The organism is Rhodovulum sp. YNF3179, assembly GCF_050586465.1.
Classification (GTDB): Bacteria; Pseudomonadota; Alphaproteobacteria; order Rhodobacterales; family Rhodobacteraceae; genus CAJXYS01.
The window spans coordinates 41,719-65,453 of sequence record NZ_JBOCEG010000010.1 but is presented as its reverse complement, the minus strand read 5'-3'; the positions used below and the strand labels follow the sequence as shown (position 1 = coordinate 65,453).

Here is a 23,735-nt window from a genome sequence, read left to right as displayed (position 1 = left end):
TTTCCGAAGAGAAGAAGAAGGCCCATGTCAGCGCTGAAGATCAAGAAAGGCACGTCGAAGCATTCCGCCTACGACCTGCGCGACCCGAATGCCGAGGTGATGGAGACCCACACCCTGGCGGTGATCGTCGATAACGAGGCCGGCGTCCTGGCCCGCGTGATCGGGCTGTTTTCCGGCCGGGGCTACAACATCGAGAGCCTCACCGTGGCCGAGGTCGACCACGAGGGCCATCGCTCGCGGATCACTGTGGTGACCACCGGCACCCCGGCGGTGATCGAGCAGATCAAGGCGCAGCTGGGCCGGATGATCCCGGTCTACGACGTCCACGACCTGACCGTCGAAGGCCCCGCGGTCGAGCGCGAACTGGCGCTGATCAAGGTGGCCAATACCGGCGAGAAGCGCGTCGAGGCGCTGCGGCTGGCCGATATCTTCCGCGCCAACGTGGTCGATTCCACGCTCGAGAGCTTCGTTTTCGAGATGACCGGCACCACCGACAAGATCGACGCCTTCGCCGAGCTGATGCGCCCGCTCGGGCTGGTGGAAATCGCGCGGACAGGCGTGGCGGCGATGTCGCGCGGCACCGCCGCCTGAACCCCGGTCAGACCAGGCGCGGCCGCCCGGCCGCGCCCGGCTGCGCCAGGCCGCCCGCGGGCTCGACGCCGTGGGTCAGGGCCGCGGCCTCGAGCTTCAGCATCTCGACCAGCCGGGGCATGCCGTCGCGGTTGACCAGTTCCGCCGCGCGCGCCCGGCGGACGTCACCCTCCTCGTGGAGCGCAAAGAGAATGAGGTCTCCCGAGGCCAGCGCCACCCCGGTGCGCTTGCAGCTGCCGCCTTCACGGGCGCCGTCGAGAAAGGCAAGTTCGGCCTGATCGTCGCACCAGATCACCGCGGAGCCGTCCGCGGCATCGCGCCATAAAACGATGCCGTAAACTCTTTCGATACTCATTATGCAACCTTTTTACTCGTTACGTGGTACTGTAATGGTAGCCTCGAGCTAACCTTTTAAAGGGTTGCGTTTTCAAGAACAGCAGGCGCAACCGGTTGTGTCACCACACGTTTTTTTCCGCGAAAAGTTCAGGCCGGCTGATGCTCATTGGCGTCATTCCGGGGCTGCCTGACACAAAACCCGCGTGGTTCAGGGGTAACGCGTTAACTACCCTTTCCCGGGTTAGGGGCGAGTGGGTAACAATGAAAAAAGTCGAGCTGGACCGTCCCGGTCGTAATACGCCTGCCCGGCAGCGGGCCATTTTTGGCAGGAACCTCAAGGATCTAATCGCGGAGAAGGGCATTTCCGTTTCGGGATTGTGCCGGCAGCTCGGCATCAATCGCACCCAGTTCAACCGCTACCTGTCGGGCGAGAGCTTTCCGCGGCCCGACATCCTCGCCCGCATCTGCAACCATTTCGAGGTTGACGCCCGAATCCTGCTGGAACCGGTGGAGCTGATCAGGCAGCCGGCGACCGGCTTCCTGTCGCATCCCGAACTGGACAGTTTCCTGTCGACCGGGATGGCGACCGTTCCCGAGGACCTGCTGCCGAACGGGTTCTTCCGCTACGTCTTCCCAAGCAGCCTGGCGGAGGGAAAATTCCTCGTCGGGATCGCTTACGTGTACCGCCGTGGCGGCGTGACCTTCATGCGCGGCTACATTCCGCGTTCGGCGATGGCCCATCTCGGGATCGGGTATGCCGGGGGGGCGCATGAAAGCCGCGGCTTCGTCACGCGCCAGGGCGCGGGCCTTGCGGTATTCGCCGTGCGCCGCGGGGCCTCTTCCGCGGATTTCACCTATATCCAGCGCGTTTCCCCGCAGCGGAAACGCTGCTGGCACGGCTTCAGAACCCGCGCGGTACCCGAGTCCGATGCCGGTCTGACCGTCGGCCGTATCATGCTGGAATACCTGGGCCGGGCCGTGTCCGACGCCCTGCCCGCCGCCCGCAAGTCCGGCTACAGGACCCGCGGCGACCTGACCCAGGTGGAGCTCGACCTGCTGCGCCCCGACGAACCCGTGCGCTAGGAACCGGCGCCGGCGCCGCGCGCCCGGCGCGCCGAGATGTCGCAGCCGGTCGGGTGAGCGGTCGCAGACGGGCGGTCCGGCATGGCAGCGCCTGTCTACTCTGGCGGGACAGACCCCGCAAGGAGTGCCGCCATGACCGACATCGTCACCGACCTGTCCGCGGTTCACCGCCCCGTGGCCGAGGCCCGCGGCCTGCCCAACGCGCATTACGTCGATCCCGCCGTCTTCGCCGAAGAGCGTGACGCCGTGCTCTACGGCACCTGGGCCGGGATCGGCTTTGCCAAGGACGTGCCCGAGCCGGGCGACGCCTTCCCGGTCGATTTCCTGGGCTACCCGCTGGTGATGGTGCGCGATCGCGCCGGCGCGGTGCGGGTCTTCCAGAACACCTGCCGGCACCGCGGCATGATCCTGGTCGAGAAGCCCGGCCGCCTGCGCGGCATGATCCGCTGCCCCTATCACAGCTGGTGCTACGGTCTCGACGGCCGGCTGGTCGCCACCCCCCATGTGGGCGGGCCGGGCCGGAACACCCACGAGGCCGTGGATCGCGACACGCTGGGCCTGATCGAGGTGCGCGCCCATGTCTGGCGCGACGTGGTCTTCGTCAACGTCTCGGGCGATGCCCCCGACTTCGCGGAATACGCCGCCGACGTCATGGCCCGCTGGGCCGAGTTCGACCAGCCGCTGTATTTCGGCGGGCCGGAGTCGGCCTTCACCCTCGACGTCGCGACCAATTGGAAGCTCGCCGTCGAGAACTATTGCGAGTCCTACCACCTGCCCTGGGTGCATCCCGGCCTGAACAGCTATTCGCGGCTGGAGGATCACTACAACATCGAGGTGCCCGGCGCCTATTCCGGCCAGGGCACGCTGGTCTACCGCCAGTTCCGGGGCGCCGATGGCGGCACCTTCCCCGATTTCGCCGGCCTGTCGGAGAAATGGAACGAGGGCGCGGAATACATCGCCTTTTATCCCAACGTGCTCTTCGGGGTGCATCGTGACCACGCTTTCGCGATCATCCTCGAGCCCAAGGGGCTGGAACGGACCGAGGAGCATGTCGCGCTCTACTATCCGGCGCCCGACACCGACCCGGAGCTGCGCGCGCAGAACGCCGCCCTCTGGAAGACCGTCTTCGAGGAGGATGTCTTCGTGGTCGAGGGCATGCAGCGCGGCCGGCACGGCGCCGGCTTCGACGGCGGACGCTTCTCGCCGGTGATGGACGGGCCCACCCATAATTTCCACGCCTGGGTCGCGCGCCACGTGACCGCTGCCCGCAACAAGGGCCTGGCGGCGGAATGAGCCCCGAGAACCGGCGCCTCGAGGCGGCGCTCCTCGCCGCCCACGCGACCGGCGATGCCGAGGCGCTGGTGACGCTGTATTTCGAGGCCGGCCGCCGGGCCGAGGCCCGGGCCGAGATCGACGCGGCGTGCTTCTTCTACACCTATGCCTATGTCTACGCGCTGGAACACGGGCATGGCGACGCCCATGCGCTGCATGCGCGGCTCAAGGCCTACGGACGCGAAGAATAGCCTTCAGGGTATTGGCCTGAAAAGAAAAACGGGGGGCAACGTGCCCCCCGGAGTTTCGCTGTCCAGGCTCATAATTCATACCGCTCGGTTTCTGCCTGCGGCCTGAACCGCGTCTAGGGCGAGCGCACCCGCCCCGGAACCCCTCCCCCGGCCCCGCGGCGGGGACCGGAGGGGGTGACCCTCAGCTGCAGCCGCTCGTGCCGCCGCAGGTGTTGCACTTCATGCAGGTGCCGTTGCGCACCAGCGTGTAGTTGCCGCATTCGCCGCAGGGATCGCCCTCGTAGCCCTGCATGCGCGCCTTGGTGCGGGCGTCCATGGCCTGCGAGGTGCTCTCGTAGGTCTGCACCGCCTCGTAGGTTTCCGTGGCGGCGATCGCCTCGACGGCCGCGGCGCTGCCGGTGGCGGTCAGCCCGCCCTGGTGCACCACCAGTTCCTGCGGCAGCCGCTTGCGGAGATACCCGGTCGAAGAGACCTGCTTGAGCCATTCCAGCGACTGGCTCGCGGCCGTGTCGGTGACCTCGGCCACGTTCGGCTTGCCTTCCTCGTCGCCCCGGCCAAGCTCGTCGAAGCTTTGGCCGTTCGGCTTCACATGCGCCAGGTCCGTGCGGTCGAGATAGCTGACCGCCAGTTCCCGGAAGATGTAGTCGAGGATCGAGGTGGCGTTCTTGATCGAGTCGTTGCCCTGGACCATCCCCGCCGGCTCGAACCGGGTGAAGGTGAAGGCCTCGACGAACTCCTCGAGCGGCACGCCGTATTGCAGCCCGACCGACACCGCGATGGCGAAATTGTTCATCATCGCGCGGAAGCCGGCGCCTTCCTTGTGCATGTCGATGAAGATCTCGCCGAGCGCGCCGTCCTCGTATTCGCCGGTGCGCAGGTAGACCTTGTGCCCGCCGACGATGGCCTTTTGCGTGTAGCCCTTGCGCCGCTCGGGCAGCTTCTCGCGGTGGCTGCGGACGAGTTCCTTGACGATGACCTTCTCGACCACCTTCTCGGCCAGCATCTCGGCCTTGGCGTGCATGCTGCCGGTGGCGAGCACCTCCTCGGCCTCCTCGTCGTCCTCGACCAGCGCGGCGGCCAGCGGCTGGCTCAGCTTGGAGCCGTCGCGGTAGAGCGCATTGGCCTTCACGCCGAGCGACCAGCTGAGTTCATAGGCCTGCTGGCAGTCCTCGATGGTGGCGTCGTTGGGCATGTTGATCGTCTTGGAGATCGCCCCCGAGATGAAGCTCTGCGCCGCCGCCATCATGCGGATGTGGCTGTCCACGCTGAGGAAGCGCTTGCCCTTCTTGCCGCAGGGATTGGCACAGTCGAAGACGTGGTAATGGTCCTCGGCCAGGTGCGGCGCCCCTTCCAGCGTCATGGTTCCGCAGACATGATCGTTCGCGGCCTCGATCTGCGCCTTGCTGAAGCCCAGGTGCCGCAGCATGTCGAAGGTCGGGTCGTTGAGCTTCGCCGCCGGGATGCCCAGCACCTCGGTGCAGAAGGCCTCGCCCAGCGTCCACTGGTTGAAGACGAAGCGGATGTCGAAGGCCGAGGGCAGCGCCGCCTCGATCTTCTTCAGCTCGGCCTCGCCGAACCCGTGCCCGATCAGCGCGGTGTGGTTGATGCCCGGCGCGTTGCCGAGGGTGCCGTGACCGACGGCGTAGGAGACGATCTCTTCGACCTGGGCGGGAGTGTACCCAAGCGTCTCCAACGCCGCCGGGACGGAGCGGTTAATGATCTTGAAGTAACCGCCACCTGCCAGCTTCTTGAACTTCACCAGCGCGAAGTCCGGTTCGATCCCCGTTGTGTCGCAGTCCATCACCAGGCCGATCGTGCCGGTCGGCGCGATCACCGAGGTCTGGGCGTTGCGGTAGCCATGGGCCGTGCCGAGGCGCAGGGCCTCGTCCCAGGCCGATTTCGCCAGCGCCACAAGCCCCTCGTCAGGACAGTTGCCATGGTCCAGCGCCACCGGCTTGACCGCCAGCTCCTCGTAGCCGTCGCGGTCGCCATGGGCCGCGCGGCGATGGTTGCGCATGACCCGCAGCATGTGGTCGGCGTTCTTCTCGTAGCCCGGGAAGGGCCCCAGCTCGCCGGCCATCTCGGCCGAGGTGGCATAGGCCACGCCGGTCATCAGCGCGGTCAGCGCCCCGCAAAGGGCCCGGCCCTCGTCGGAGTCGTAGCCAAGCCCCATGTTCATCAGGAGCCCGCCGATATTGGCATAGCCCAGACCCAGCGTGCGGAAGTCGTAGGACCGCCGGGCGATTTCCTTGGACGGGAACTGCGCCATCAGGACCGAGATTTCCAGCGTCACGGTCCAGAGACGGGTGGCATGCATGTAGTCCTCGGCCTGGAACGTGCCGCCGCGGTAGAAGGTCAGCAGGTTCATCGAGGCCAGGTTGCAGGCCGTGTCGTCCAGGAACATGTATTCCGAGCACGGGTTCGAGCCGCGGATCGGGCCGTCCGCCGGGCAGGTGTGCCAGGCGTTGATGGTGTCGTGGAACTGGATCCCCGGATCGGCGCAGGCCCAGGCGGCGTGGCCGACCTGCTCCCAGAGCTCGCGGGCCTTCACGGTCTTGGCCACCTTGCCGTCGGTGCGGCGGATCAGCTCCCAGTCGGCGTCGTCCCGCACCGCCTGCAGGAAGGCGTCGGTGACCCGCACCGAGTTGTTGGAATTCTGCCCGGAGACCGAGTTATAGGCCTCGCTGTCCCAGTCGGTGTCGTAGGTCGGGAACTCGATCGAGCCGTAGCCCTGCTTGGCGTAGTCCAGCACCCGCTTGACGTAGGTTTCGGGCACGCGGACCTGCTTGGCGGCCTTGACCGCCTGCTTCAGCCCGGCGTTCACCTTGGGGTCGTAGGCGTCTTCGGGGGCGCCGTCCCAGCTGCGGATGGCGGCGAAGATGTCGTTCAGCATCGACTCGTGGATCTTGGACCCGGCGACGAGGCTGGCGACCTTCTGCTCCTCGATGACCTTCCAGTTGATGAATTCCTCGATATCCGGGTGATCCATGTCGCAGATCACCATCTTGGCCGCGCGGCGCGTGGTGCCGCCCGACTTGATCGCGCCGGCCGCCCGGTCGCCGATCTTGAGAAAGCCCATCAGGCCGCTCGACTTGCCGCCGCCCGACAGGCTCTCGCCCTCGGCGCGCAGGCTCGAGAAATTGGTGCCGGTGCCCGACCCGTATTTGAAGAGCCGCGCCTCGCGCACCCAGAGATCCATGATCCCGCCGTCATTCACCAGGTCGTCGCCGACGGACTGGATGAAGCAGGCATGCGGCTGCGGATGCTCGTAGGCCGACTTGGACTTGGTGAGCTTTCCGGTCCTGTAGTCGACGTAGAAATGGCCCTGCCCCGGCCCGTCGATGCCATAGGCCCAGTGCAGGCCGGTGTTGAACCATTGCGGGCTGTTCGGCGCGGCCATCTGGCGGGCCAGCATGACGCGCATCTCGTCGAAATAGGCGCGGGCGTCTTCCTCGGTGGAGAAGTAGCCGCCCTTCCAGCCCCAGTAGGCCCAGGCGCCGGCCAGCCGGTCGAAGACCTGCCGCGCGCTGGTCTCGCCGCCGTAGCGGGCATCCTCGGGCAGTTCCGCCAGCGCCGCCTCGTCGGGCACGGACCGCCACAGAAATTCGGGAACGTCCTTTTCCTTCACGGGCTTGCGCCGCGCGGCGACGCCGGCCTTGCGGAAATACTTCTGCGCCAGCACGTCGGAGGCCACCTGGCTCCAGCGCGCGGGCACTTCGATTTCGTCGAGCTTGAAGACGGTGGTGCCGTCCGGGTTGCGGATCTCGGACGACGTCGTGGTGAACTCGATCCCGTCGTAAGCGTCGGCGCCGGCTTTAGTAAATTTGCGTTCGATTTTCATTTCTGCCCCGTAGTCAAATCTCTCCCGGTCCGGCCATGCGGTTGTCCCGCCGTGCCGGTTGCTCTCGTGCCAGTGATGAGGGCCTGGTGGCCTCCCCGCTTTGCCTGTTCTGCGGACCTCTCTGCGCCTGCCGGTTCGCGCTTCCCTGGCGCCGATCGTTGGTCCTGTCAGAACGCCGCCCCGATGACACTAAATGTGGTGGTCGACGATGCGGCCCACACAAGGTGACGTAGGTTGGCCGGTTCGGTCAACGCCATTTTTTGCGGTTTCGTGACATTTTTCCGTTGACCATTCCGGGGTGTCCGGTTCCCGGTCGCGCCCCCCGCCCGCGGCAGACGGATCGGCGGCGCAGGGAACGTCCGGATTCCGGGTGTCAGGCCAAAGATTTATGGGGGCCGGCTGAAGCGCCGCCTGAGGCCACCGCCCGCGACTCGCCCCGGGGTCGAGTCGTCCCGCCACCACGGGCGGGGGTGCGGCGCGGCGGCAACAACGATATCTGGTGGTGGAATATTGGTCGGGGCGGCGAGATTCGAACTCACGACCTTCGGTACCCAAAACCGACGCGCTACCAGGCTGCGCTACGCCCCGACCGATGCCTTCTCTCTATTGCCTGCGTGCCGGCTTGAAAAGCCTTACTCGCACGGCCAGGCCGCGATTTCCTGCGGGATCGCCGGGTGGCGCAGCTCGTCGCCGGGGGCCAGCCCCAGCCTGGCGGCCATCCCGCCATTGATCTCGAGCACCGCCTGCACGCCGGGACCGCCATCGATGGTCGCCAGGCTGCCCGGTTCGGCGTTCTCGTGGATCCGCAGCACGGCGCCGCGCGGATCGAGAAAGATCATGTCGAGGGGAATCAGCGTGTTCTTCATCCAGAACCCGACGCGCCGCGGCGACGGGTAGACGAAGAGCATGCCCGAGAACGTGCCGAGCGACTCGCGGTGCATCAGGCCGTCCGCGCGTTCCGCGGCATCGTCGGCGATCTCGACGGTGAAGCGGGCGCTGCCCCAGTCGCCGCGTATCTCGGCGACGTCGGGGCGGCAGGTCGCACCGGCGGTCCCGGCCAGGACCAGCCCGGCCGCCACACCCAGGAGAAGGCGGATCACGCCTCGTCCTCGTCCTCATCCTCGCGCTGGCCGTATTCCCAGCTGCGCACCTCGGCGGCCATGCGCCCGCGCGGGCCGTCCACGACCCGGAGGCAGACCGCCTCGCCCGGGATCAGGTCGGCCATCCCGCAGCTGCGCAGAACTTCCATGTGGATGAACACGTCCTCGGGCCGGCCGAAGACATTGCCGAAACCGAAGCCCTTGACCTTGTCGAACCATTTGACCCGGGCCGGTTCCAGCGGCACGTCGGCCAGTTCCGGCGGCGTCTCGGCGATCTCTTCCTCGACGTCGCGCGGGGCCTCAATGGCGAGCACTTCGGTCGCCTGTTTGCCGCGATCCGTTTCCTGGACCTCGATCTCGACGACGGATCCGTCCGCGATGGAGCTCTGCCCGAAATTTCGCAGAACATTCGCGTGGAGAAGAATATCTGGCCCGCCATCGTCGGAAACGACGAAACCGAACCCCTTGGTGGCGTCGAACCATTTTACCTGGCCGCGCGTTCGTATTGCAGTGGTCAACTCGGAACATCCCCCGTAGTCATGATTACCCGTACTTTCACCCCCAAACGAGGTAACTAAACGGCAACCCGAGCCGCGATTCAAGCTTAAACTCAAGGGGCCTCACGGGGTGCGCATTTCACGCATCGTGAAATTCAGGGGCTGAGACGGGTGATCGACCACCCCTCGTCAGGGGATTTCCGCGCCCATCTGAACCGGTCGTGCAGCCTGTGCGCCCCATCCGCCCAGAACTCTATCTCGACCGGATGGATACGGAAACCGCCCCAAAAGGATGGGCGCGGCGGATGCAGGCCCTTGGCCGCCCCGATGCGTGCGACCTCGGCCATCAGCGCGCTGCGCGAGTCCAGCGGCTGCGACTGTTTCGACGCCCAGGCGCCAAGCCGGCTCTTCAGCGATCGCGAGGCGAAATACGCATCCGCCTGCGGACCTTCCTCGCGCGCCACCAGCCCGCGGACGCGCACCTGGCGGCGGAGCGACTTCCAGTGCATCACGAAGGCCGCCTTGCCGGCCGCCTCGATCTCGCGCGCCTTCACGCTCTCGTAATTGGTGTAGAAGACGAAGGCCGCCGGCTCGATCTCTTTCAGCAGCACCATCCGGGCATTGGGCAGCCCGTCGGCATCCACGGTCGAGAGCGCGATGGCGTTCGGATCGTTCGGCTCGCTCTTCTCGGCCTCGGCCAGCCAGCTGCGCGCGATCTCGAACGGATCGTCGCCGGCGAAGATCCCGGTGCGGTCGCTCATCCTGTTCCTTTCCCGGACCCGTTGCGCGGCAATCGGGTCGCAACTGCGGCCAGAAAGATGGGCCAGCCTTGCGGCCCTTATCGCTTTGGCCTAAACGAAACCCACGCAATAGGTCGTTCAGGGGCAGAGAATGTCAACCGGGTTGATGCAAGGAAAACGCGGCCTCGTCATGGGGGTCGCCAACGACAAATCCATCGCCTGGGGCATAGCGCGCGCCTGTGCCGAACAGGGCGCGGAACTCGCCTTTTCCTACCAGGGCGAACAGCTCAAGAAGCGGGTCGGCCCGCTGGCTGACTCCCTCGGCGTCGAGCACATCATCGAATGCGACGTCAACAACGGCGAGTCGGTCGACGCGCTCTTCGCGCGGCTCGAGGAAGTCTGGGGCCGGCTCGATTTCCTGGTGCATGCCATCGGCTTTTCCGACAAGGGCGAACTGCGGGGCCGTTACGTCGACACGAGCCAGGAAAACTTCCGCATGTCGATGGACATTTCGGTCTACTCCTTCACCGCCGTCGCGCGCCGCGCCGAGAAGCTGATGACCGAGGGCGGATCGATGCTGACCCTCACCTATTACGGCGCCGAAAAGGTCATGCCGCATTACAACGTGATGGGCGTCGCCAAGGCCGCGCTCGAGGCATCCGTGCGCTACCTCGCCGCCGATCTCGGCCCGCAGAACATTCGCGTCAACGCGATCTCGGCCGGGACGATCAAGACGCTGGCGGCCAGCGGCATCGGCGATTTCCGCTACATCATGAAATGGAACGAGCTGAACTCGCCGCTCCGGCGCAACGTCACCACCGAACAGGTCGGCAACGCAGCGATGTACCTGCTGTCGGATCTCGGCGCCGGCGTGACCGGCGAGGTGCACCACGTCGACTCGGGCTACCACGTGGTCGGAATGAAGAACGTCGATGCGCCGGATATCGAGCGCGTCCTGAAGACCCCCGAAAACAACGGGTCCTGACATGGCCGAACGTCTGCCTCATGAAAAGGGCTTCCACGTCTCGTGGGACCAGCTTCACCGGGATGCACGGGCGCTGGCCTGGCGGCTTGACGGGCACGGGCCGGAAAACGGCGGCTGGCGCGCGGTGGTGGCGATCACCCGCGGCGGCATGGCGCCGGCGATGATCGTCGCGCGCGAGCTCGACATCCGCACCGTCGACACGATCTCGGTCAAGTCCTACAACCACCAGACCCAGAGCGAACCCGTGGTGATCAAGTCACCGGACATGCGCCTCGTCGGCGATGGCGAGGGCGTGCTGATCGTCGACGATCTCGTGGACACGGGCCGAACGCTGGAAGTGGTCCGCGCGCTTTTGCCCAAGGCCCATGTGGCGACCGTCTACGCCAAGCCGCAGGGCCGCGCCCAGGTCGATACCTTCATCACGGAGGTCAGCCAGGACACCTGGATCTTTTTCCCCTGGGACATGGCGCTGCAATACGTCGAACCCTATCGCGGCACGGACTGAGCCGCGTCAGCGCCCCTCGAAATCCGCCGCGCGCTTTTCCAGGAACGCGACCACGCCTTCCTTGAAGTCGCGCGTCTCGCCGCATTCACCCTGCAGCTTCGCCTCGAGGTTCAGCTGATCCTCCAGCGTGTTGGCGAAACTGCCGCGCAGCGCCTCCTTCACGCGGGCATAGGCCGCCGTCGGCCCTTGGGCGAGATGCACGGCGCGGGCGTACCAGTGATCGGCGAAGCCCTCGTCCGGGACCGCCTCCCAGATCATGCCCCAGTCGGCCGCCTGCCGCGCGCCGATCGGCTCGGCGAAAAGCGCCGCGCCCATCGCGCGGGCAAATCCCATCTGGCGCGGCAGCCAGTAGGTGCCGCCGGCATCCGGGATCAGCCCGATCCGGGTGAAGGCCTGGATGAAGCTGGCCGATTCGGCCGCGATCACCACGTCCGCCGCCAGCGCGAGGTTGGCACCGGCCCCCGCCGCCGCGCCGTTGACGGCGGCGATGGTCGGGATCGGGCAGTCGTAGATCGCGCGCAGAAGCGGCTCGTACTCCTCGCGCAGGGTGCGTTCGAGATCGATGTCGGAGACGGCGGTGCGGTCGCCCAGGTCCTGGCCCGAGCAAAAGGCACGGCCCTTGCCGGTCATTACCAGCACCCGCGCGCCCTGCCCCGCCGCTTTCACCGCGTGCAGAAGCTCCGCGCGCATCTGCGCGTTGAGCGCGTTCATCACCTCGGGGCGGCGAAAGGTGATCGTGGAAATCCCGTCGCGAATCCCCAGCCCGATCGTCTGGTACTGCATGGCCGTCTCCGCTCTTGCCGGGGTCCAGCATAGCGCCCCGCGCGGCGCGGGAAAGCCGGACGCGGGGTCAGGATTTCATGATTTCCTCGAGCCGCGTCCGTTCGTCCTCCGAGAGCGCCTCGGCCGGGCTCTCGGTGGCCTGCCGGCGCCGCCGCAGATAGACCCCGCCGATTCCGAGCGCGACCAGCAGCATCGCCGGGCCAGCCGCGTAGAGCAGGATGTTGGCCCCGGTGGCCCGCGGGTTCAGCAGGACGTACTCGCCATAGCGGTCGACCACGTAGTCGATCACCTCGGCGTTGCTGTCGCCGGCCACCAGCCGCTCGCGGACCAGCAGCCGCAGATCGCGGGCCAGTTCGGCGTTCGATTCGTCGATGGACTCGTTGCGGCAGACGAGGCAGCGCAGCTCGGCCGAAATGTCGCGCGCCCGTTCCTCGAGCGCGGGATCGTCGAGCACTTCGTCGGGCTGCACCGCCAGCACGGGGCTGGCCAGCAGAACGAGGATGAGGACCAGTCGTTTCATGCGCCTCACTCCGCCGGAACCGCGCCGTTGGCGGACGTGGCCTTCCGCGCGCCGGCCGCCACGCGGTAGCGCCGGTCGCTCAGGCTGAAGAACCCGCCGACCGCCATGATGATCGAGCCCAGCCAGATCCAGTTCGCGAAGGGCTTGATATAGGTCCGCACGGCATACCCGCCGCCGTCCTGCGGATCTCCGATGACCACGTAGAGATCGCGCGCCAGGCTCTGGTGGATCGCGGCCTCGGTCGTGGGCATGCCCGCGACCGGGTAGATGCGCTTTTCAGGCGTCAGGGTCGCCACCGCCTCGCCGTCGCGCCGGGCCGTGAAGAAGCCCATCGTGGACAGGTAATTCGGCCCCTGAACCTCCTCGACCCGATCGAAGGTGATCGCGTAGTTCCCCACCTCGAAGGTATCGCCTTCGCGGGCAACGCGGATATCCTCGACTTCCCAGGCCATCAGGGTGGCGACGCCGAACATCGTGATGCCGAGGCCGGCATGGGCGATCGACTTGCCCCAGTCGGCCCGGGGCAGCCGGACCAGCCGGCGCAGGCTTTCCCGCGCCGGGACATGGCCCGCGCGCGCCCGCTGCCACAGATCGGCCCCCGCGCCCAGCACGAGCCAGGCGGCCAGCGCGACACCCACCGGGGCCAGCGCGCTCTTGCCGGTCTGAAGCGTCCAGACCAGGGCGCCCAACGCCACCGACAGCGCCATGATGCCCCAGAGCGGGCGCATCACCCGGTCGAAGCGGCCGCGTTTCCACGGCATCATCGCCCCGATCGGCAGAACCATCGCCAGCGCCACCATGAAGGGCGTGAAGGCCATGTTGAAGAAGGGCGCGCCGACCGACAGCTTGCGATCGAAGGCCATCTCGGCCACCAGCGGCCAGATCGTGCCGAAGAAGACCACGAGCGCCGAAACGGAAAGCAGGATGTTGTTGAGCACCAGGGCCGATTCGCGGCTGACGGTGCTGAAGACGCCCTTGGCTTCCATCGCGCCGGCGCGCGCCGCGAAGAGCGTCAGCGCACCGCCCATGAAAAAGGCCGTGATCCCCAGAAGGTAGACCCCCCGCGTGGGATCGTTGGCGAAGGCATGGACCGATGTGATGATCCCCGACCGCACGATGAAGGCGCCGATCAGCGAGAAGCCGAAGGCGAGGATCGCCAGCAGGATCGTCCAGCTCTTCAAGCTTTCGCGCTTCTCGACCACGATGGCCGAATGCAAGAGCGCCGCGGCGATCAGCCAGGGCATGAAGCTGGCGTTTTCCACCGGGTCCCAGAACCAGAAGCCGCCCCAGCCAAGCTCGTAATAGGCCCACCACGACCCGAGCGCGATGCCGATGGTCAGGAACACCCAGGCCGCCAGCGTCCACGGCCGCACCCAGCGGGCCCAGGCGGCGTCCACGCGGCCCTCGATCAGGGCCGCGACGGCAAAGCTGAAGGACATCGAGAGCCCGACATATCCGAGGTAGAGGAAGGGCGGGTGGAAGGCGAGGCCGGGATCCTGCAGCAGCGGGTTCAGATCCTGCCCGTCCATCGGCGGCATCGCGGTGCGCAGGAACGGGTTGGAGGTGAAGATGATGAAGGCGAAGAAGGCCACCGCGATCAGCGCCTGCACGGACAGCGCCCGGGCCTTGAGCTGCGGTGGAAGATTGCCCCCGAACCACGCCGCCATGGCCCCGAACAGCGCCAGGATCAGCACCCAGAGCAGCATCGAGCCCTCGTGATTCCCCCAGACGCCCGTGATCTTGTAGAGCATCGGCTTGGCCGAGTGCGAGTTCGTGACCACCAGCTGCACCGAGAAATCCGAGGTGACGAAGGCCCAGGTCAGCGCCCCGAAGGAGATCAGGGTCAGGAAAAACTGGGCCGAGGCGGCGGGCACGGCCAGCTCCATCCAGCCGTACCAGCGTTTATGCGCGCCGATCATCGGCACGACGGCTTGCACGACGGCGATCAGCGCCGCGACGATCAGTGCGAAATGTCCGAGTTCTGCAACCATGTTACCCAAGATCCATCCTGTTCGGGACCGATCATAGAGATAGCACAGTCAGGGGCAAATCACATCGCGATGCGATCATTCGTCCCGGTCGCGGCGCCAGGCCTCGAGCGCGGCATTCCGGTCTTCCGGCGGCCCGCCGGGCGCCGGCGCGGGCGGTGGCGTCTTCGCCGGCCGGCGGAGGTAGTGCATCTCCCTGGCGCCGAAATAGAACCCGACGACGGCCCCCAGAAGCCACCAGAGCGGTTCGGGCACATGGGCCAGCCCCTGCATCCGCTGCGAAAAGCCCGCCGGATCGGCCATCGCGTAGACGAAGAGCCCCAGCGTCCCGAGCGCCAGCAGCGGCCGCGGCAACCGGTTCAGCGCATCGACCGCCCGGTCGAAGACACCCGTCCGGGCGTGTCTGTATTCCGCCGCGTGGGCCTCGAGCGCGGCGATGTAGGCCGCGTGGCGCTGGGTCATCCGCTTGGTCGCGTTGGGCACGAAGACCTCGGCCACCCCGGTCGCCGCCTGCCCCAGCGCCCGCGTCGCGCCCGCACCGCCGAAAATGCGCCCGATCAGCCCCATGCCGCCACACGGGCCCGATGCTCGGCCTCCGTCAGGTGATAGCGTTCGGCGATGAAGGCCTCGGCGCGGCGGATCCAGCCGCCCTTGCCGCCGTCGCGGCGCCGGGCGAATTTCCGCGCCGCCGGCCGGCGGTCGGCCAGCCGGTAGTAGTAGTTGCGCCGCGCGATACCGTAGGCATCGGCCAGGTGGCGGGGCGCCATGCGGGCCGCGGCATGGGCGGCCCGGATCGTCTCGGGGCCGATGACCCCGTCGACGGCGACCTCCAGCCCCATCTCGCCCAGGAGCCGCTGCAGGATCCGCACGGCATGCGCGCCGGCGTTCACCTGCATGTCGAACACGCTCGCCCGGAGCCGTTCCGGCAGGGCGTCGATCCGCGGGCGGCGATAGTAGTGGGTGATGAAGATCTCGGCGGCCTCCGACCGGCTGAGCCGCTTGACGTCGGACACCGTGACGACCCCGTCTCCGTCCAGATCGACGCCCAGCCGGCGCAGCGTTTCCAGCGTGACGCCGTGCTTGGTCGGCCCGCCCGGATCGTCGGGGTCGTTCACGAACCCGCCTTCGCGTGCGACGATCTCCGCCGCGATCTGCCTGATGTCCTGCATGGCCACCCATCCCTCTCGATGCGTGGCCAAGCCTCCTCAGCGCAGGTTAAGAACCGCCTGCGGCACCGTCCGCCGGTTTGAACAGCCCCTGCTCCTTCAGCGTGTCGGCGACCTCCTTGGGCATGTAATCCTCGTCGTGCTTGGCGAGGATTTCGGAGGCCTCGAACGTGTCGCCCTGCAGCGTCCCGGTGGCGATCATGCCCTGCCCCTCGGCGAAGAGATCGGGCAACACGCCGGTATAGGCGACCTTTACCGAGGCGGCGCCGTCGGTCACGTTGAAGGTGATCGTCTCGCCCTGGCCGCGGACCAGCGAGCCCTCTTCGACCAGGCCGCCGATGCGGAAGCGTTCCTCCGCCGACGGCGGCGTCTCGGCCACCTCCGACGGCGAGCGGAAGAAGGCGATACCGTCGCGCAGCGCGTAGCCGATCAGGCCGCTCGCGACGGCAAGCGACACGAAGGCGATCACGATCAACTGGATTCGGCGTTTCTTTTTAAGACCCTTCATGGCTTACCTCACGGGAAGAGCGGCGCAAGCATCAGCCCCGCCGTTTCATCGAGACCGAGGGCCAGGTTGGCGTTCTGGATCGCCTGGCCCGAAGAGCCCTTGGTCAGGTTGTCGAGTGTCGAAAACACGATCGTGCGCCCGGGCTGGCGGTCCCCCACGACCCCGATATGCACGAAGTTCGAGCCGCGCACATGGCGCGTCGCCGGTGTCTCGTCCATCGGCAGCACCTGCAGGAACGGCTCGTCGGCATAGCGCCGCGTCAGCGCCTCATGCACCGCGCCGGGCGCGCCCTTTACATAAACACTGGCCAGTATCCCCCTGTTTTGGGGCAGCAAATGCGGAGTGAATGTCGCCCGGACAGGAGCGCCCGCCATCTTCGAGAATTCCTGGTCGAACTCGGCCAGGTGCCGGTGCTTGGCGACGTTGTAGGGATGCATCCCCTCGGATATCTCGGAATGGAGCAGGCCTTCCTTGGCCGAGCGCCCCGCCCCCGACACCCCCGTCTTGAGGTCGATGATGATATCGTCGGGCTCGATCACGCCTGCCTCGAGCAATGGCAGGACGGCGTAGTGCCCGGTCGCCGCGTTGCAGCCCGTTCCCGCGATCAGCCGTGCGCCGCGGATCTCGTCGCGGTAGAACTCGGTCAGGCCATAGACGGCCTCGGCCTGCAGCTCGAGCGCGGCATGCGGCTGGCCGTACCATTTTTCGTATTCCGCCGGGTCGCGCAGGCGGAAATCGGCGGAGAGGTCGATCACCTTCAGGTCGCGCGGCAATTCGCGGATCACCGCCTGGCTCGTGGCATGCGGCAGCGCGCAGAACACCAGGTCGATGCCACTGAAATCGATCTCCTCGATCCGCACGAGATCCGGCAGCTCGAGGTGACGCAGATGCGGGAACACCGCCCCAATCGCCATGCCCGCCTTGCGGTCGGCGGCCAGCGCCGCGATCCGCATCGACGGATGGGTCGCGATCAGGCGAACGAGCTCGGCGCCCGTGTAGCCCGACGCCCCGAGAATGGCGATGTTCTGCGTCGTCATGGACGAAGTCCTTCCAGGTTCTGTCTATGATGTAGGGGGTCCGCGGCGCGACCGCAATTCAGGCGGCCTGAAACGTGATCTTGCGTCGCAGGAACTGCGTGGCCTTGCGCGAGACACGCTCGGCGTCGCCGGTCGTCAGGAACGTCCCGCCGGCGCCCGTGCCCAGCATGTCGGGATGGCGATCGATATAGTCCGACAGGCTGTCGGCCACCAGGTTGGCCTGGCTGTAGACGTCCACATCGGCCCCGAGCGCATCCTGGAACACGTCGGCCATCAACGGGTAGTGGGTGCAGCCCAGCACGGCGGCCTCGGGCCTCGGCATCCGGCGCTGCAGCGCCTCCACATGGGAACGCACCAGCGCCTCCGCCAGGATCATGTCGCCGTCCTCGATGGCATCGACCAGCCCGCCACAGGGCTGGGCCTCGACATCGACGCCGATCGCGCGGAAGGCCAGCTCGCGCTGGAAGGCCCGGCTGGAGACGGTGGTCGGCGTCGCGAAGAGCGCCACATGCTTGACCCCCACCTCGCGCGGGGGCGAGTTGTCGCCCCATTGCCGTTCGGTCAGGGCCTCGATCAGCGGCACGAACACGCCGAGCACGCGCTTGTCACCCGGCACCCAGGTTTCCTGCATGCGGCGCAGCGCCGCGGCGCTCGCCGTGTTGCAGGCCAGGATCACCAGGTCGCAGCCATCGTCCCAGAGCCGCTCCACGCCCGCGCATGTCAGCCTGAAGATGTCGTCGGTGTCGCGCACGCCGTAGGGCGCGTGGGCGTTGTCACCGTAATAGACAAGCGGAAGCTCGGGCAGCCGGCGCGCGACAGCCTCGTGGATCGTGAGCCCGCCAAGGCCCGAGTCGAAAATGCCGACCGCCATCAGTTCCTGTGCTTGTCCTCGAACTCGAATCCGTAATCGAGCGATTTCAGTGGCTTTGGCGACAACTTGTACGTCTCGGCGCGCAGGAAGTCCATCATTCCGCGCGGGTCGCCAAGCAGGGGGGCCAGGCGGGTGCGCGAGACCGGCGCACCGACGACCACGCGCACCGGCTCGTCGACCCGTTTGCGGAACTCCTTGATCAGGAGGGCCATCCGCAGCGTGTAGTGGACATGGCTCGCCAGCTGGAACAGGCGCGAATTGGCGCCGTCGAAATAGATCGGGACCACCGTCGCGTCGGACCGCGCGATCAGCTTGGCCGTGAAACTGCGCCAGCCCGGGTCCATCGGGGCGCCGAAGGGGCGCTGCGCGGTCGAGACCGTTCCGCCCGGGAACACCCCGATGCAGCCGCCGGCCTTCAGGTAATCGTGGCTCTGGCGCCGGACCGCGATGTTCTGGCGCGCGGCCTCCTTGGTCTCGTCGAAATTGATCGGCAGGACCACCCGGTCGAGTTCCTCGGCCTTGCGGAAGACCCGGTGCGCGAGGATGCGGAAATCGCCCCGGGCGCGGGACAGGATATGCCCCAGCATCAGGCCGTCCAGGATGCCGTAGGGATGGTTGGCGATCACCACCACCGGACCGGTGGCCGGAATGTTCGACAGCGCCCCCCCGATCACCTCGAGCGAGAGCCCGTAGCGGTCGACCATGACGTCCCAGAACCCCCGCCCGGCCGCGACCTCGTGCTCGTAGCCCTCGGCACGCCGGATCAGGCCGATGCGTCCGGTCGCGTTTTCCATGATCCGGATGAAGGCGCGCCCGCCGCGCGATTTTGCCGATGTGGCGTAGCTGATTTCACGCGCCACCCGTGCCTGCCTGCCCATCTTCCCAACCTCGGAGACCTGCCTCGGCGTCCCGGTAAACCAATCCCGTGGCCATATCCAGTATTTATGACACCCGCGTAACGGCGCGATGACAGCCGGGAACGCAAAAGACCCGCGCCAAGGGCGCGGGTCTTTCCGAGCATGTGCCGTGCGCCGGACGATCAGCGCTTGGCTAACTTGGTGTCTTTGTTTTTGCTTATATTACAACAGGTTGCTGTAGGAATATACTTCACGTAAATTATTTGTTAATCGCGCACTGCGCCTGCTTGCAAAGGCAGTTAGCTAACTGGAACGTGCTTTTGTCGCCAATGCAACCGCCTTATCCAGCTCACCCGTTTCTGCAGCTTTTTTGAACGCCTCAAGCACTGCACCCACGTCCTGCAGCCTGTCCACAAACACAGCGTTACTCTTGCCGTTGATATTCAAAATACGACTGCCGTATCTGCACTGCACATACCAACCGCCATCTTGTTCAAAAAACCAAGCCCTAACACGCTTGTCACGTTCAACCCGCGTTCGTTCGCCCGTTTCGTTCGTTTCCCACCGCTTCACCTTCACCGTGTATTCGTCACCAGCAAGCGCAGCAGCAAGCACCCTACCCTGTTCTTCAATGCCTGCAGCCAGTTTTTCACGTCGCGCTAAGACGGGATCCTTTTGCACGTTACGGTGAACGGTTTTGAGGTTGAGTTTTGCAAGATGCGACATAGCAACAGCTCCTTTTCCATATCAGCTGCTGCAATGCTATGGTCAGCACATAACAAGAACGACCAGAATTTTACTCGTCATCCGTATCTTGTGTTTCTTCAAGTCGTTTCCTGCGCTCACTAAGCGTTTCACCGTCATATTGCCAATACTGCCAACCATTTACAGTGCGCCATTCATAGCCAGCTCGCTGCAAAACTTTTAGAGCTGCAGCACTTACACTTTCTAAAGCACCTTCAAACTCAATTTTCTTGTTGCTTTGTACAAAGGCAGTATTGGTTTCGTCGTTAGCAAACGTAAGCACATCACCACGTTTCAACCCAACATCAAACAGCCCAACAATACGTCGCCTTCCTTCAGCACGTTCAAGTGCAACAAGTCCTTCTTCGTCGTCTGCAATATCTTTATGCGGTGTTACATCACGTCCACCAGTCAGCTTAAGCGCAGAAATTACACGCTGTGGATCAATTTCAAAAAACTCCCTGCCTGAACGCACGCGATGATCTGCAAATGCGTTGTGAACAAGTCTCTCAACACCTGCATCATCGTCAACCTCAACTGCAAACACACAACGAAACGGCAACGGAACACTTGTATTGTCTAACGACCTTAGTCGTTGTTCCAAGTTCGTCGTTCGCCCTACCTTCACGTAACTGTCAAACGCTGGGTTAACCAACACGTATACGACCGCCATTATCTCGCCTCTTGCACTGCCTTTGTGTCAGCACACTATCCAAGCTGTAGTCTTAGTTCAATTTTTCTCTGCCTTTGCAGACAAAGGATAAATAACTGCGAAAGGAACGCGGTTATGAGCAGGAAACAGGAACAACAAGCAATGCGTGACTGGGTTGTAGCTGAAGGTTATGACACATTCTGCACGCTGAAATTTAAAAACGGCTACGACATAGATGAACGACAGGCAGAACGTGTCGTCCAGCTATTTCTACAGTGTGTAGACAGAACATATTGGGGAAAGCGTGTTGAGCGTGAAAATCTACGCTGCCCACGCTTTGTGTTTAAGCAACGTGGCATAAGCAGACAAAATACGCATTTTCATATTGTCATGCAGGCACACGGAGACATGCACACATTCCTTCAAGTTCTACGCAGTACATGGGTAGGCTTTAATGAAGCTTGCCCTATCGCATCAAGATTTGAAAAGGCACGAAACACGGCAGCAACAGGCACCTACTGCACACACGAATGGACACACTTAGGCAGCGAAACATTTTGCGACAAGCTCTCTCACACAGCAAGCACAGCAGGCGCACACGCAGGCAACAACATTCATAAACTACGCAGATTATTAAAGGCACTGTAACACGATACAGGCAGGGCTGCACATAGCGTGGAACGGCGATGCTGAAAACGCTGCAGCATACATGACAGGCAACAGAAGAAAGCAGCGCACTGCAGGCGCTGCTATTCTTCAGTATATTCAAACAAAACAATTAAAGCTAAAACTAATCAACTCAAACAGCAACGGTAAATACAATGGAGGCACAGCACAATGACATTACTTGAAACAACATATAGGCAACTACGCTGCGCAGGGCTGGTGCACTGCGCTGAGGAATTTAGCAGGTACTACTTAGGCAAGAACAGCAACTGGTATGCCTATCAAAAGCACACAGGGCGCGATTACAGCGTGAACGCGGCCATCCAGTGTCTACGCAGCATACGCTCCAAACAGCACAGTAACGAACTGTCCAAAGCGCAGGTGGAAGCATTACAACGTGTAGAGCAACGTATGATCGCGCACTTGAACATGCAGCACTGCATAGCTGAAGTATGCTAACACTTGACATTACCAGCATATTTCACACCATCGTAACAGCATGAACATAGGAGCTGAGCGATGCCAACTGTAAAAGAGCTAATGGAACAAAAAGAACAGCTGGAAAAAGAAATTGACGCGGCAATGAAAGCGGAGCGCAACGAGGCAGTGAAGCAAGTGCGTGACTTATGCAAGACATTCAATATTACCGCTACTGAACTGCGTGGTTGTCTTAAAACACGCAAGGGCAGGAAGGCGAAAGCGAACAGCTAACTAACTTGGGGGGAATGTTATAGAACTATAAATCTATAACATTTCTCCAATACCTCCAACAAAAACAGTGAATTACTTCAAAAGCAAAAAACGGTCGTCCAAAACAATGTGTGAGTTTACGTTTAGACGTAGGAAAACCACACATTTTAGGGAACGACGCTATGAAACAGGCCAAGCTACTTACGCAACAGGAACGCAAGCGGCTGGCAGCTGTGATTGACCACAAACGCCACGCAACTCGCAATCACACAGCTGTGGCGCTTTCGTTTTACGCAGGTCTGCGTGCGTGTGAGATTGCTGCACTGCGGATTGGCGACGTGTTTGACGACACAGGTGCTGTACGTGACACAATTCATCTTCGTGCAGCGCAGACAAAGGGCAAGGAAGCGGCCACAGTTCTCGTTAACAAACGATTGGCAGCACAGCTCAAGCGCTATGCTGCACAGCACCCAAATCGCTTATTGCAACCAACTGCCCCACTCATCTACAGCGCAAAGGGTGGCAGCTTCACAGCGCAGACCATCGTCAATCTATTTCAGTCACTTTATCGTGCAGCTGGCATTTCTGGTGCAAGCTCACACTCAGGTCGCCGTCAATTTGTAACGGAATTGGCAGACAAGGGCATCAACGCACGTGTCATCCAAGCTCTTGCACGCCACAAGCACCTCAACACCACTATGCGCTATATTGATTTGAACGAGAATAAACTGCGTTCAGCTGTTGAGCTGGTGGACTACTGAACGAACGAAAGAACGAAACGGACAGAAGAACAGTATTTGCACTATGCCTGTCGTTCCTTCTATCAAAAGTTTTCACAAGCAAGCTTTGACATGGAAAAATCGTGCAATTATCCGTCACTTGTTCGCACAACTAATCAAGCTTTACAGGTTTTATAGGTGAATTTGCATCAAGCGCACGCTCTTTACTGCGCAGCTTGGTCAAGTTCTTTTCCCAATCTGTTTTGTGCGTGCGAGCAACAGGCTTGCGTCGCTTTTTCTTCGTCTGTTCTGTAACCTCGTATATGCGCAAAATCACCACCTCAAAAACATAAGTACTTCACCAGCTCAAACCGCAGCTGTCAAAGTGCAGCGCTGTAAACTACTTTCACATATTTATGCACGTATTTTCTACGTCACAAACTCAGCTTACGCCCAAGTTTCTTTTCAAGCTGTTCTTTTTCGTCTTGTTCCGTTCTCTCGCCAAGCTCACGTTCCAAATCAGCAATAACTTTTTCCACCACTTGTAGCTTGGTTTCAGTTTTCGTTTGCCATCTACTTAATATGCCGCCGCCCCTATTGTCGTTGCTCCTGCTTGTAACAGGTAACGGCATATGTCCTGGTGCTGGGTGCACTTCATCATTTTCGCTGCCAAACACATCTCTATCAAACCACTGCTGCAAACTTGGGTTAGCTTGCACTTGCTGCTGCACGGTAGCCAACGCCTCTGCATATTCGTTTAGCGCTTGATCTTCAAAATTGCCCTGTGCAGCGCTTCCCTTCGCCTCAAGCGCCTCAGCCCTACTGTTGTAGAAATTAGCATTGTGCAGCCGTTGTTCGTATTCCTGCACTGCAATTGGTTTGTGTTTCAACTCCTCGCGCAAGTCCTGCTGCTCTTGCCAAGCTTCCAAATATGTTTGGTAGTGTTCACAAAGCCAATTCTTAAGCGTTCGTGTATCCACGCCCTGCCCTGTTTCTAACTTGCGAGCAATATCACGCAGTTTACGCAAGCGTGTTTCTTGGTTTTTCACCACAACACTTACTCAAAAAACTTAGAGTAGGTCGTTTCACCAATATCAAACTCGCCACCAGTAAAAAGCGTCTGCCACTTCTCCATATTCGCCTGCATCATAAGCGTCTTTTTTTGACAGCTTGTACATACAGCTTGGTAGGTTTTTGCAGCACCACCAGCAGCACCCAACTTTTCAACTGTTGTTTTGAAAACGAAATTCTCGTCACAACCATCCAATTCACACGCAAATTTACGTATGAACTTTAGATCCGCATCTGTAAGGTTTTGCTTCTTCAATGCCAT

29 protein-coding genes and 1 tRNA gene are annotated in these 23,735 nt (G+C 63.1%); 11 read left to right on the top strand and 19 right to left on the bottom strand.

Going from position 1 to position 23,735, the window contains the following annotated elements; genetic code table 11:
* Positions 1–24 precede the first annotated feature (24 nt).
* A complete protein-coding gene (ilvN, locus tag ACQ5SP_RS16070) occupies positions 25–591 on the top strand; it encodes an acetolactate synthase small subunit (protein WP_430939420.1) in 567 nt (188 codons plus the stop codon).
* Positions 592–598: 7 nt separating this feature from the next.
* Here ilvN and ACQ5SP_RS16065 read toward each other — a convergent pair whose 3' ends face one another.
* The gene (locus ACQ5SP_RS16065) at positions 599–946 is read right to left on the bottom strand and encodes a hypothetical protein (RefSeq protein WP_430939419.1); all 348 of its coding nucleotides are present in this window, start codon (positions 944–946) and stop codon (positions 599–601) included.
* Between the two features lie 242 nt (positions 947–1,188).
* On the opposite strand from ACQ5SP_RS16065, the gene ACQ5SP_RS16060 reads away from it, so the two are divergent.
* From ACQ5SP_RS16060 to ACQ5SP_RS16050, 3 genes are all read left to right on the top strand, one after another.
* Positions 1,189–2,010 carry a helix-turn-helix domain-containing protein gene (locus ACQ5SP_RS16060; protein ID WP_430939418.1) on the top strand — a complete coding sequence of 274 codons (822 nt, stop codon included), beginning with the start codon at positions 1,189–1,191 and terminating at the stop codon, positions 2,008–2,010.
* Positions 2,011–2,142: 132 nt separating this feature from the next.
* Positions 2,143–3,303, top strand: a complete 1,161-nt coding sequence (locus tag ACQ5SP_RS16055; RefSeq protein WP_430939417.1) for an aromatic ring-hydroxylating oxygenase subunit alpha — start codon at positions 2,143–2,145, stop codon at positions 3,301–3,303.
* A complete protein-coding gene (locus ACQ5SP_RS16050) occupies positions 3,300–3,533 on the top strand; it encodes a hypothetical protein (protein WP_430939416.1) in 234 nt (77 codons plus the stop codon). Before ACQ5SP_RS16055 ends, ACQ5SP_RS16050 begins: the two co-directional genes overlap by 4 nt.
* Positions 3,534–3,714: 181 nt before the next feature.
* Here the strand turns inward: ACQ5SP_RS16050 and ACQ5SP_RS16045 are convergent, their stop codons facing one another.
* The 5 genes from ACQ5SP_RS16045 to pdxH all read right to left on the bottom strand — a co-directional run bounded on the left by ACQ5SP_RS16045 (position 3,715) and on the right by pdxH (position 9,732).
* Positions 3,715–7,374, bottom strand: a complete 3,660-nt coding sequence (locus ACQ5SP_RS16045) for a vitamin B12-dependent ribonucleotide reductase (RefSeq protein WP_430939415.1) — start codon at positions 7,372–7,374, stop codon at positions 3,715–3,717.
* Positions 7,375–7,885: 511 nt separating this feature from the next.
* A tRNA-Pro gene (locus tag ACQ5SP_RS16040) sits at positions 7,886–7,962 on the bottom strand.
* Positions 7,963–8,006: 44 nt separating this feature from the next.
* Positions 8,007–8,471 carry a DUF192 domain-containing protein gene (locus tag ACQ5SP_RS16035; protein ID WP_430939468.1) on the bottom strand — a complete coding sequence of 155 codons (465 nt, stop codon included), beginning with the start codon at positions 8,469–8,471 and terminating at the stop codon, positions 8,007–8,009.
* Positions 8,471–8,992 (bottom strand): cold-shock protein, encoded by a 522-nt coding sequence (locus ACQ5SP_RS16030; RefSeq protein WP_430939414.1) that lies wholly within the window; start codon positions 8,990–8,992, stop codon positions 8,471–8,473. Before ACQ5SP_RS16030 ends, ACQ5SP_RS16035 begins: the two co-directional genes overlap by 1 nt.
* A 134-nt stretch (positions 8,993–9,126) precedes the next feature.
* Positions 9,127–9,732 carry a pyridoxamine 5'-phosphate oxidase gene (gene pdxH / locus ACQ5SP_RS16025; RefSeq protein ID WP_430939413.1) on the bottom strand — a complete coding sequence of 202 codons (606 nt, stop codon included), beginning with the start codon at positions 9,730–9,732 and terminating at the stop codon, positions 9,127–9,129.
* A 130-nt stretch (positions 9,733–9,862) separates the two neighbouring features.
* Here pdxH and fabI point away from each other — a divergent pair, with 130 nt between their 5' ends.
* Positions 9,863–10,696, top strand: a complete 834-nt coding sequence (gene fabI, locus ACQ5SP_RS16020) for an enoyl-ACP reductase FabI (protein WP_430939412.1) — start codon at positions 9,863–9,865, stop codon at positions 10,694–10,696.
* 1 nt (position 10,697) lies between these two features.
* Positions 10,698–11,201: a xanthine phosphoribosyltransferase gene (gene gpt / locus ACQ5SP_RS16015; RefSeq protein ID WP_430939411.1), complete on the top strand. Its 504-nt coding sequence runs from the start codon at positions 10,698–10,700 to the stop codon at positions 11,199–11,201.
* A gap of 6 nt (positions 11,202–11,207) precedes the next feature.
* On the opposite strand, the gene ACQ5SP_RS16010 is transcribed toward gpt, so the two are convergent.
* From ACQ5SP_RS16010 to ACQ5SP_RS15960, 11 genes are all read right to left on the bottom strand, one after another.
* Positions 11,208–11,984 carry an enoyl-CoA hydratase-related protein gene (locus ACQ5SP_RS16010; RefSeq protein WP_430939410.1) on the bottom strand — a complete coding sequence of 259 codons (777 nt, stop codon included), beginning with the start codon at positions 11,982–11,984 and terminating at the stop codon, positions 11,208–11,210.
* Positions 11,985–12,051: 67 nt separating this feature from the next.
* Positions 12,052–12,504: a cytochrome c-type biogenesis protein gene (locus tag ACQ5SP_RS16005; protein WP_430939409.1), complete on the bottom strand. Its 453-nt coding sequence runs from the start codon at positions 12,502–12,504 to the stop codon at positions 12,052–12,054.
* Positions 12,505–12,509: 5 nt separating this feature from the next.
* Positions 12,510–14,495, bottom strand: a complete 1,986-nt coding sequence (locus ACQ5SP_RS16000; RefSeq protein ID WP_430939408.1) for a heme lyase CcmF/NrfE family subunit — start codon at positions 14,493–14,495, stop codon at positions 12,510–12,512.
* Between the two features lie 75 nt (positions 14,496–14,570).
* On the bottom strand, positions 14,571–15,059 hold the full coding sequence (locus ACQ5SP_RS15995) for a holin family protein (RefSeq protein ID WP_430939407.1): 489 nt from the start codon (positions 15,057–15,059) through the stop codon (positions 14,571–14,573).
* The gene (locus ACQ5SP_RS15990) at positions 15,050–15,661 is read right to left on the bottom strand and encodes a holin-associated N-acetylmuramidase (protein WP_430939406.1); all 612 of its coding nucleotides are present in this window, start codon (positions 15,659–15,661) and stop codon (positions 15,050–15,052) included. The genes ACQ5SP_RS15995 and ACQ5SP_RS15990 overlap by 10 nt, the downstream gene beginning before the upstream one ends.
* A 46-nt stretch (positions 15,662–15,707) precedes the next feature.
* Positions 15,708–16,166, bottom strand: a complete 459-nt coding sequence (gene ccmE / locus ACQ5SP_RS15985; protein ID WP_430939405.1) for a cytochrome c maturation protein CcmE — start codon at positions 16,164–16,166, stop codon at positions 15,708–15,710.
* 8 nt (positions 16,167–16,174) lie between these two features.
* Positions 16,175–17,203, bottom strand: a complete 1,029-nt coding sequence (gene argC / locus ACQ5SP_RS15980) for an N-acetyl-gamma-glutamyl-phosphate reductase (protein ID WP_430939404.1) — start codon at positions 17,201–17,203, stop codon at positions 16,175–16,177.
* A 58-nt stretch (positions 17,204–17,261) separates the two neighbouring features.
* Positions 17,262–18,074, bottom strand: coding sequence for a glutamate racemase (locus tag ACQ5SP_RS15975; protein ID WP_430939403.1), 813 nt, complete (start codon positions 18,072–18,074; stop codon positions 17,262–17,264).
* Complete coding sequence (locus tag ACQ5SP_RS15970; protein ID WP_430939402.1) at positions 18,074–18,952, bottom strand: lysophospholipid acyltransferase family protein; 879 nt, start codon at positions 18,950–18,952, stop codon at positions 18,074–18,076. Before ACQ5SP_RS15970 ends, ACQ5SP_RS15975 begins: the two co-directional genes overlap by 1 nt.
* 282 nt (positions 18,953–19,234) lie before the next feature.
* Complete coding sequence (locus tag ACQ5SP_RS15965; RefSeq protein WP_430939401.1) at positions 19,235–19,657, bottom strand: hypothetical protein; 423 nt, start codon at positions 19,655–19,657, stop codon at positions 19,235–19,237.
* Positions 19,658–19,727: 70 nt separating this feature from the next.
* Entirely contained in the window at positions 19,728–20,348 is a 621-nt protein-coding gene (locus ACQ5SP_RS15960; RefSeq protein ID WP_430939400.1) for a GIY-YIG nuclease family protein, read from the bottom strand.
* A 114-nt stretch (positions 20,349–20,462) separates the two neighbouring features.
* Between ACQ5SP_RS15960 and ACQ5SP_RS15955 the strand changes: the two genes are divergently transcribed.
* The 5 genes from ACQ5SP_RS15955 (at position 20,463) to ACQ5SP_RS15935 (ending at position 22,444) form a co-directional block, all read left to right on the top strand.
* Positions 20,463–20,975, top strand: a complete 513-nt coding sequence (locus ACQ5SP_RS15955) for a hypothetical protein (protein ID WP_430939399.1) — start codon at positions 20,463–20,465, stop codon at positions 20,973–20,975.
* A gap of 61 nt (positions 20,976–21,036) precedes the next feature.
* Entirely contained in the window at positions 21,037–21,168 is a 132-nt protein-coding gene (locus tag ACQ5SP_RS15950; protein WP_430939398.1) for a hypothetical protein, read from the top strand.
* A complete protein-coding gene (locus tag ACQ5SP_RS15945) occupies positions 21,165–21,452 on the top strand; it encodes a DUF6626 family protein (RefSeq protein WP_430939397.1) in 288 nt (95 codons plus the stop codon). The genes ACQ5SP_RS15950 and ACQ5SP_RS15945 overlap by 4 nt, the downstream gene beginning before the upstream one ends.
* A gap of 60 nt (positions 21,453–21,512) precedes the next feature.
* Positions 21,513–21,704, top strand: a complete 192-nt coding sequence (locus tag ACQ5SP_RS15940; protein WP_430939396.1) for a hypothetical protein — start codon at positions 21,513–21,515, stop codon at positions 21,702–21,704.
* A 161-nt stretch (positions 21,705–21,865) separates the two neighbouring features.
* The gene (locus ACQ5SP_RS15935) at positions 21,866–22,444 is read left to right on the top strand and encodes a tyrosine-type recombinase/integrase (protein WP_430939395.1); all 579 of its coding nucleotides are present in this window, start codon (positions 21,866–21,868) and stop codon (positions 22,442–22,444) included.
* Between the two features lie 392 nt (positions 22,445–22,836).
* On the opposite strand, the gene ACQ5SP_RS15930 is transcribed toward ACQ5SP_RS15935, so the two are convergent.
* Both ACQ5SP_RS15930 and ACQ5SP_RS15925 read right to left on the bottom strand, forming a co-directional pair.
* On the bottom strand, positions 22,837–23,451 hold the full coding sequence (locus ACQ5SP_RS15930) for a hypothetical protein (protein WP_430939394.1): 615 nt from the start codon (positions 23,449–23,451) through the stop codon (positions 22,837–22,839).
* A gap of 8 nt (positions 23,452–23,459) precedes the next feature.
* Positions 23,460–23,735 carry a hypothetical protein gene (locus tag ACQ5SP_RS15925; RefSeq protein ID WP_430939393.1) on the bottom strand — a complete coding sequence of 92 codons (276 nt, stop codon included), beginning with the start codon at positions 23,733–23,735 and terminating at the stop codon, positions 23,460–23,462.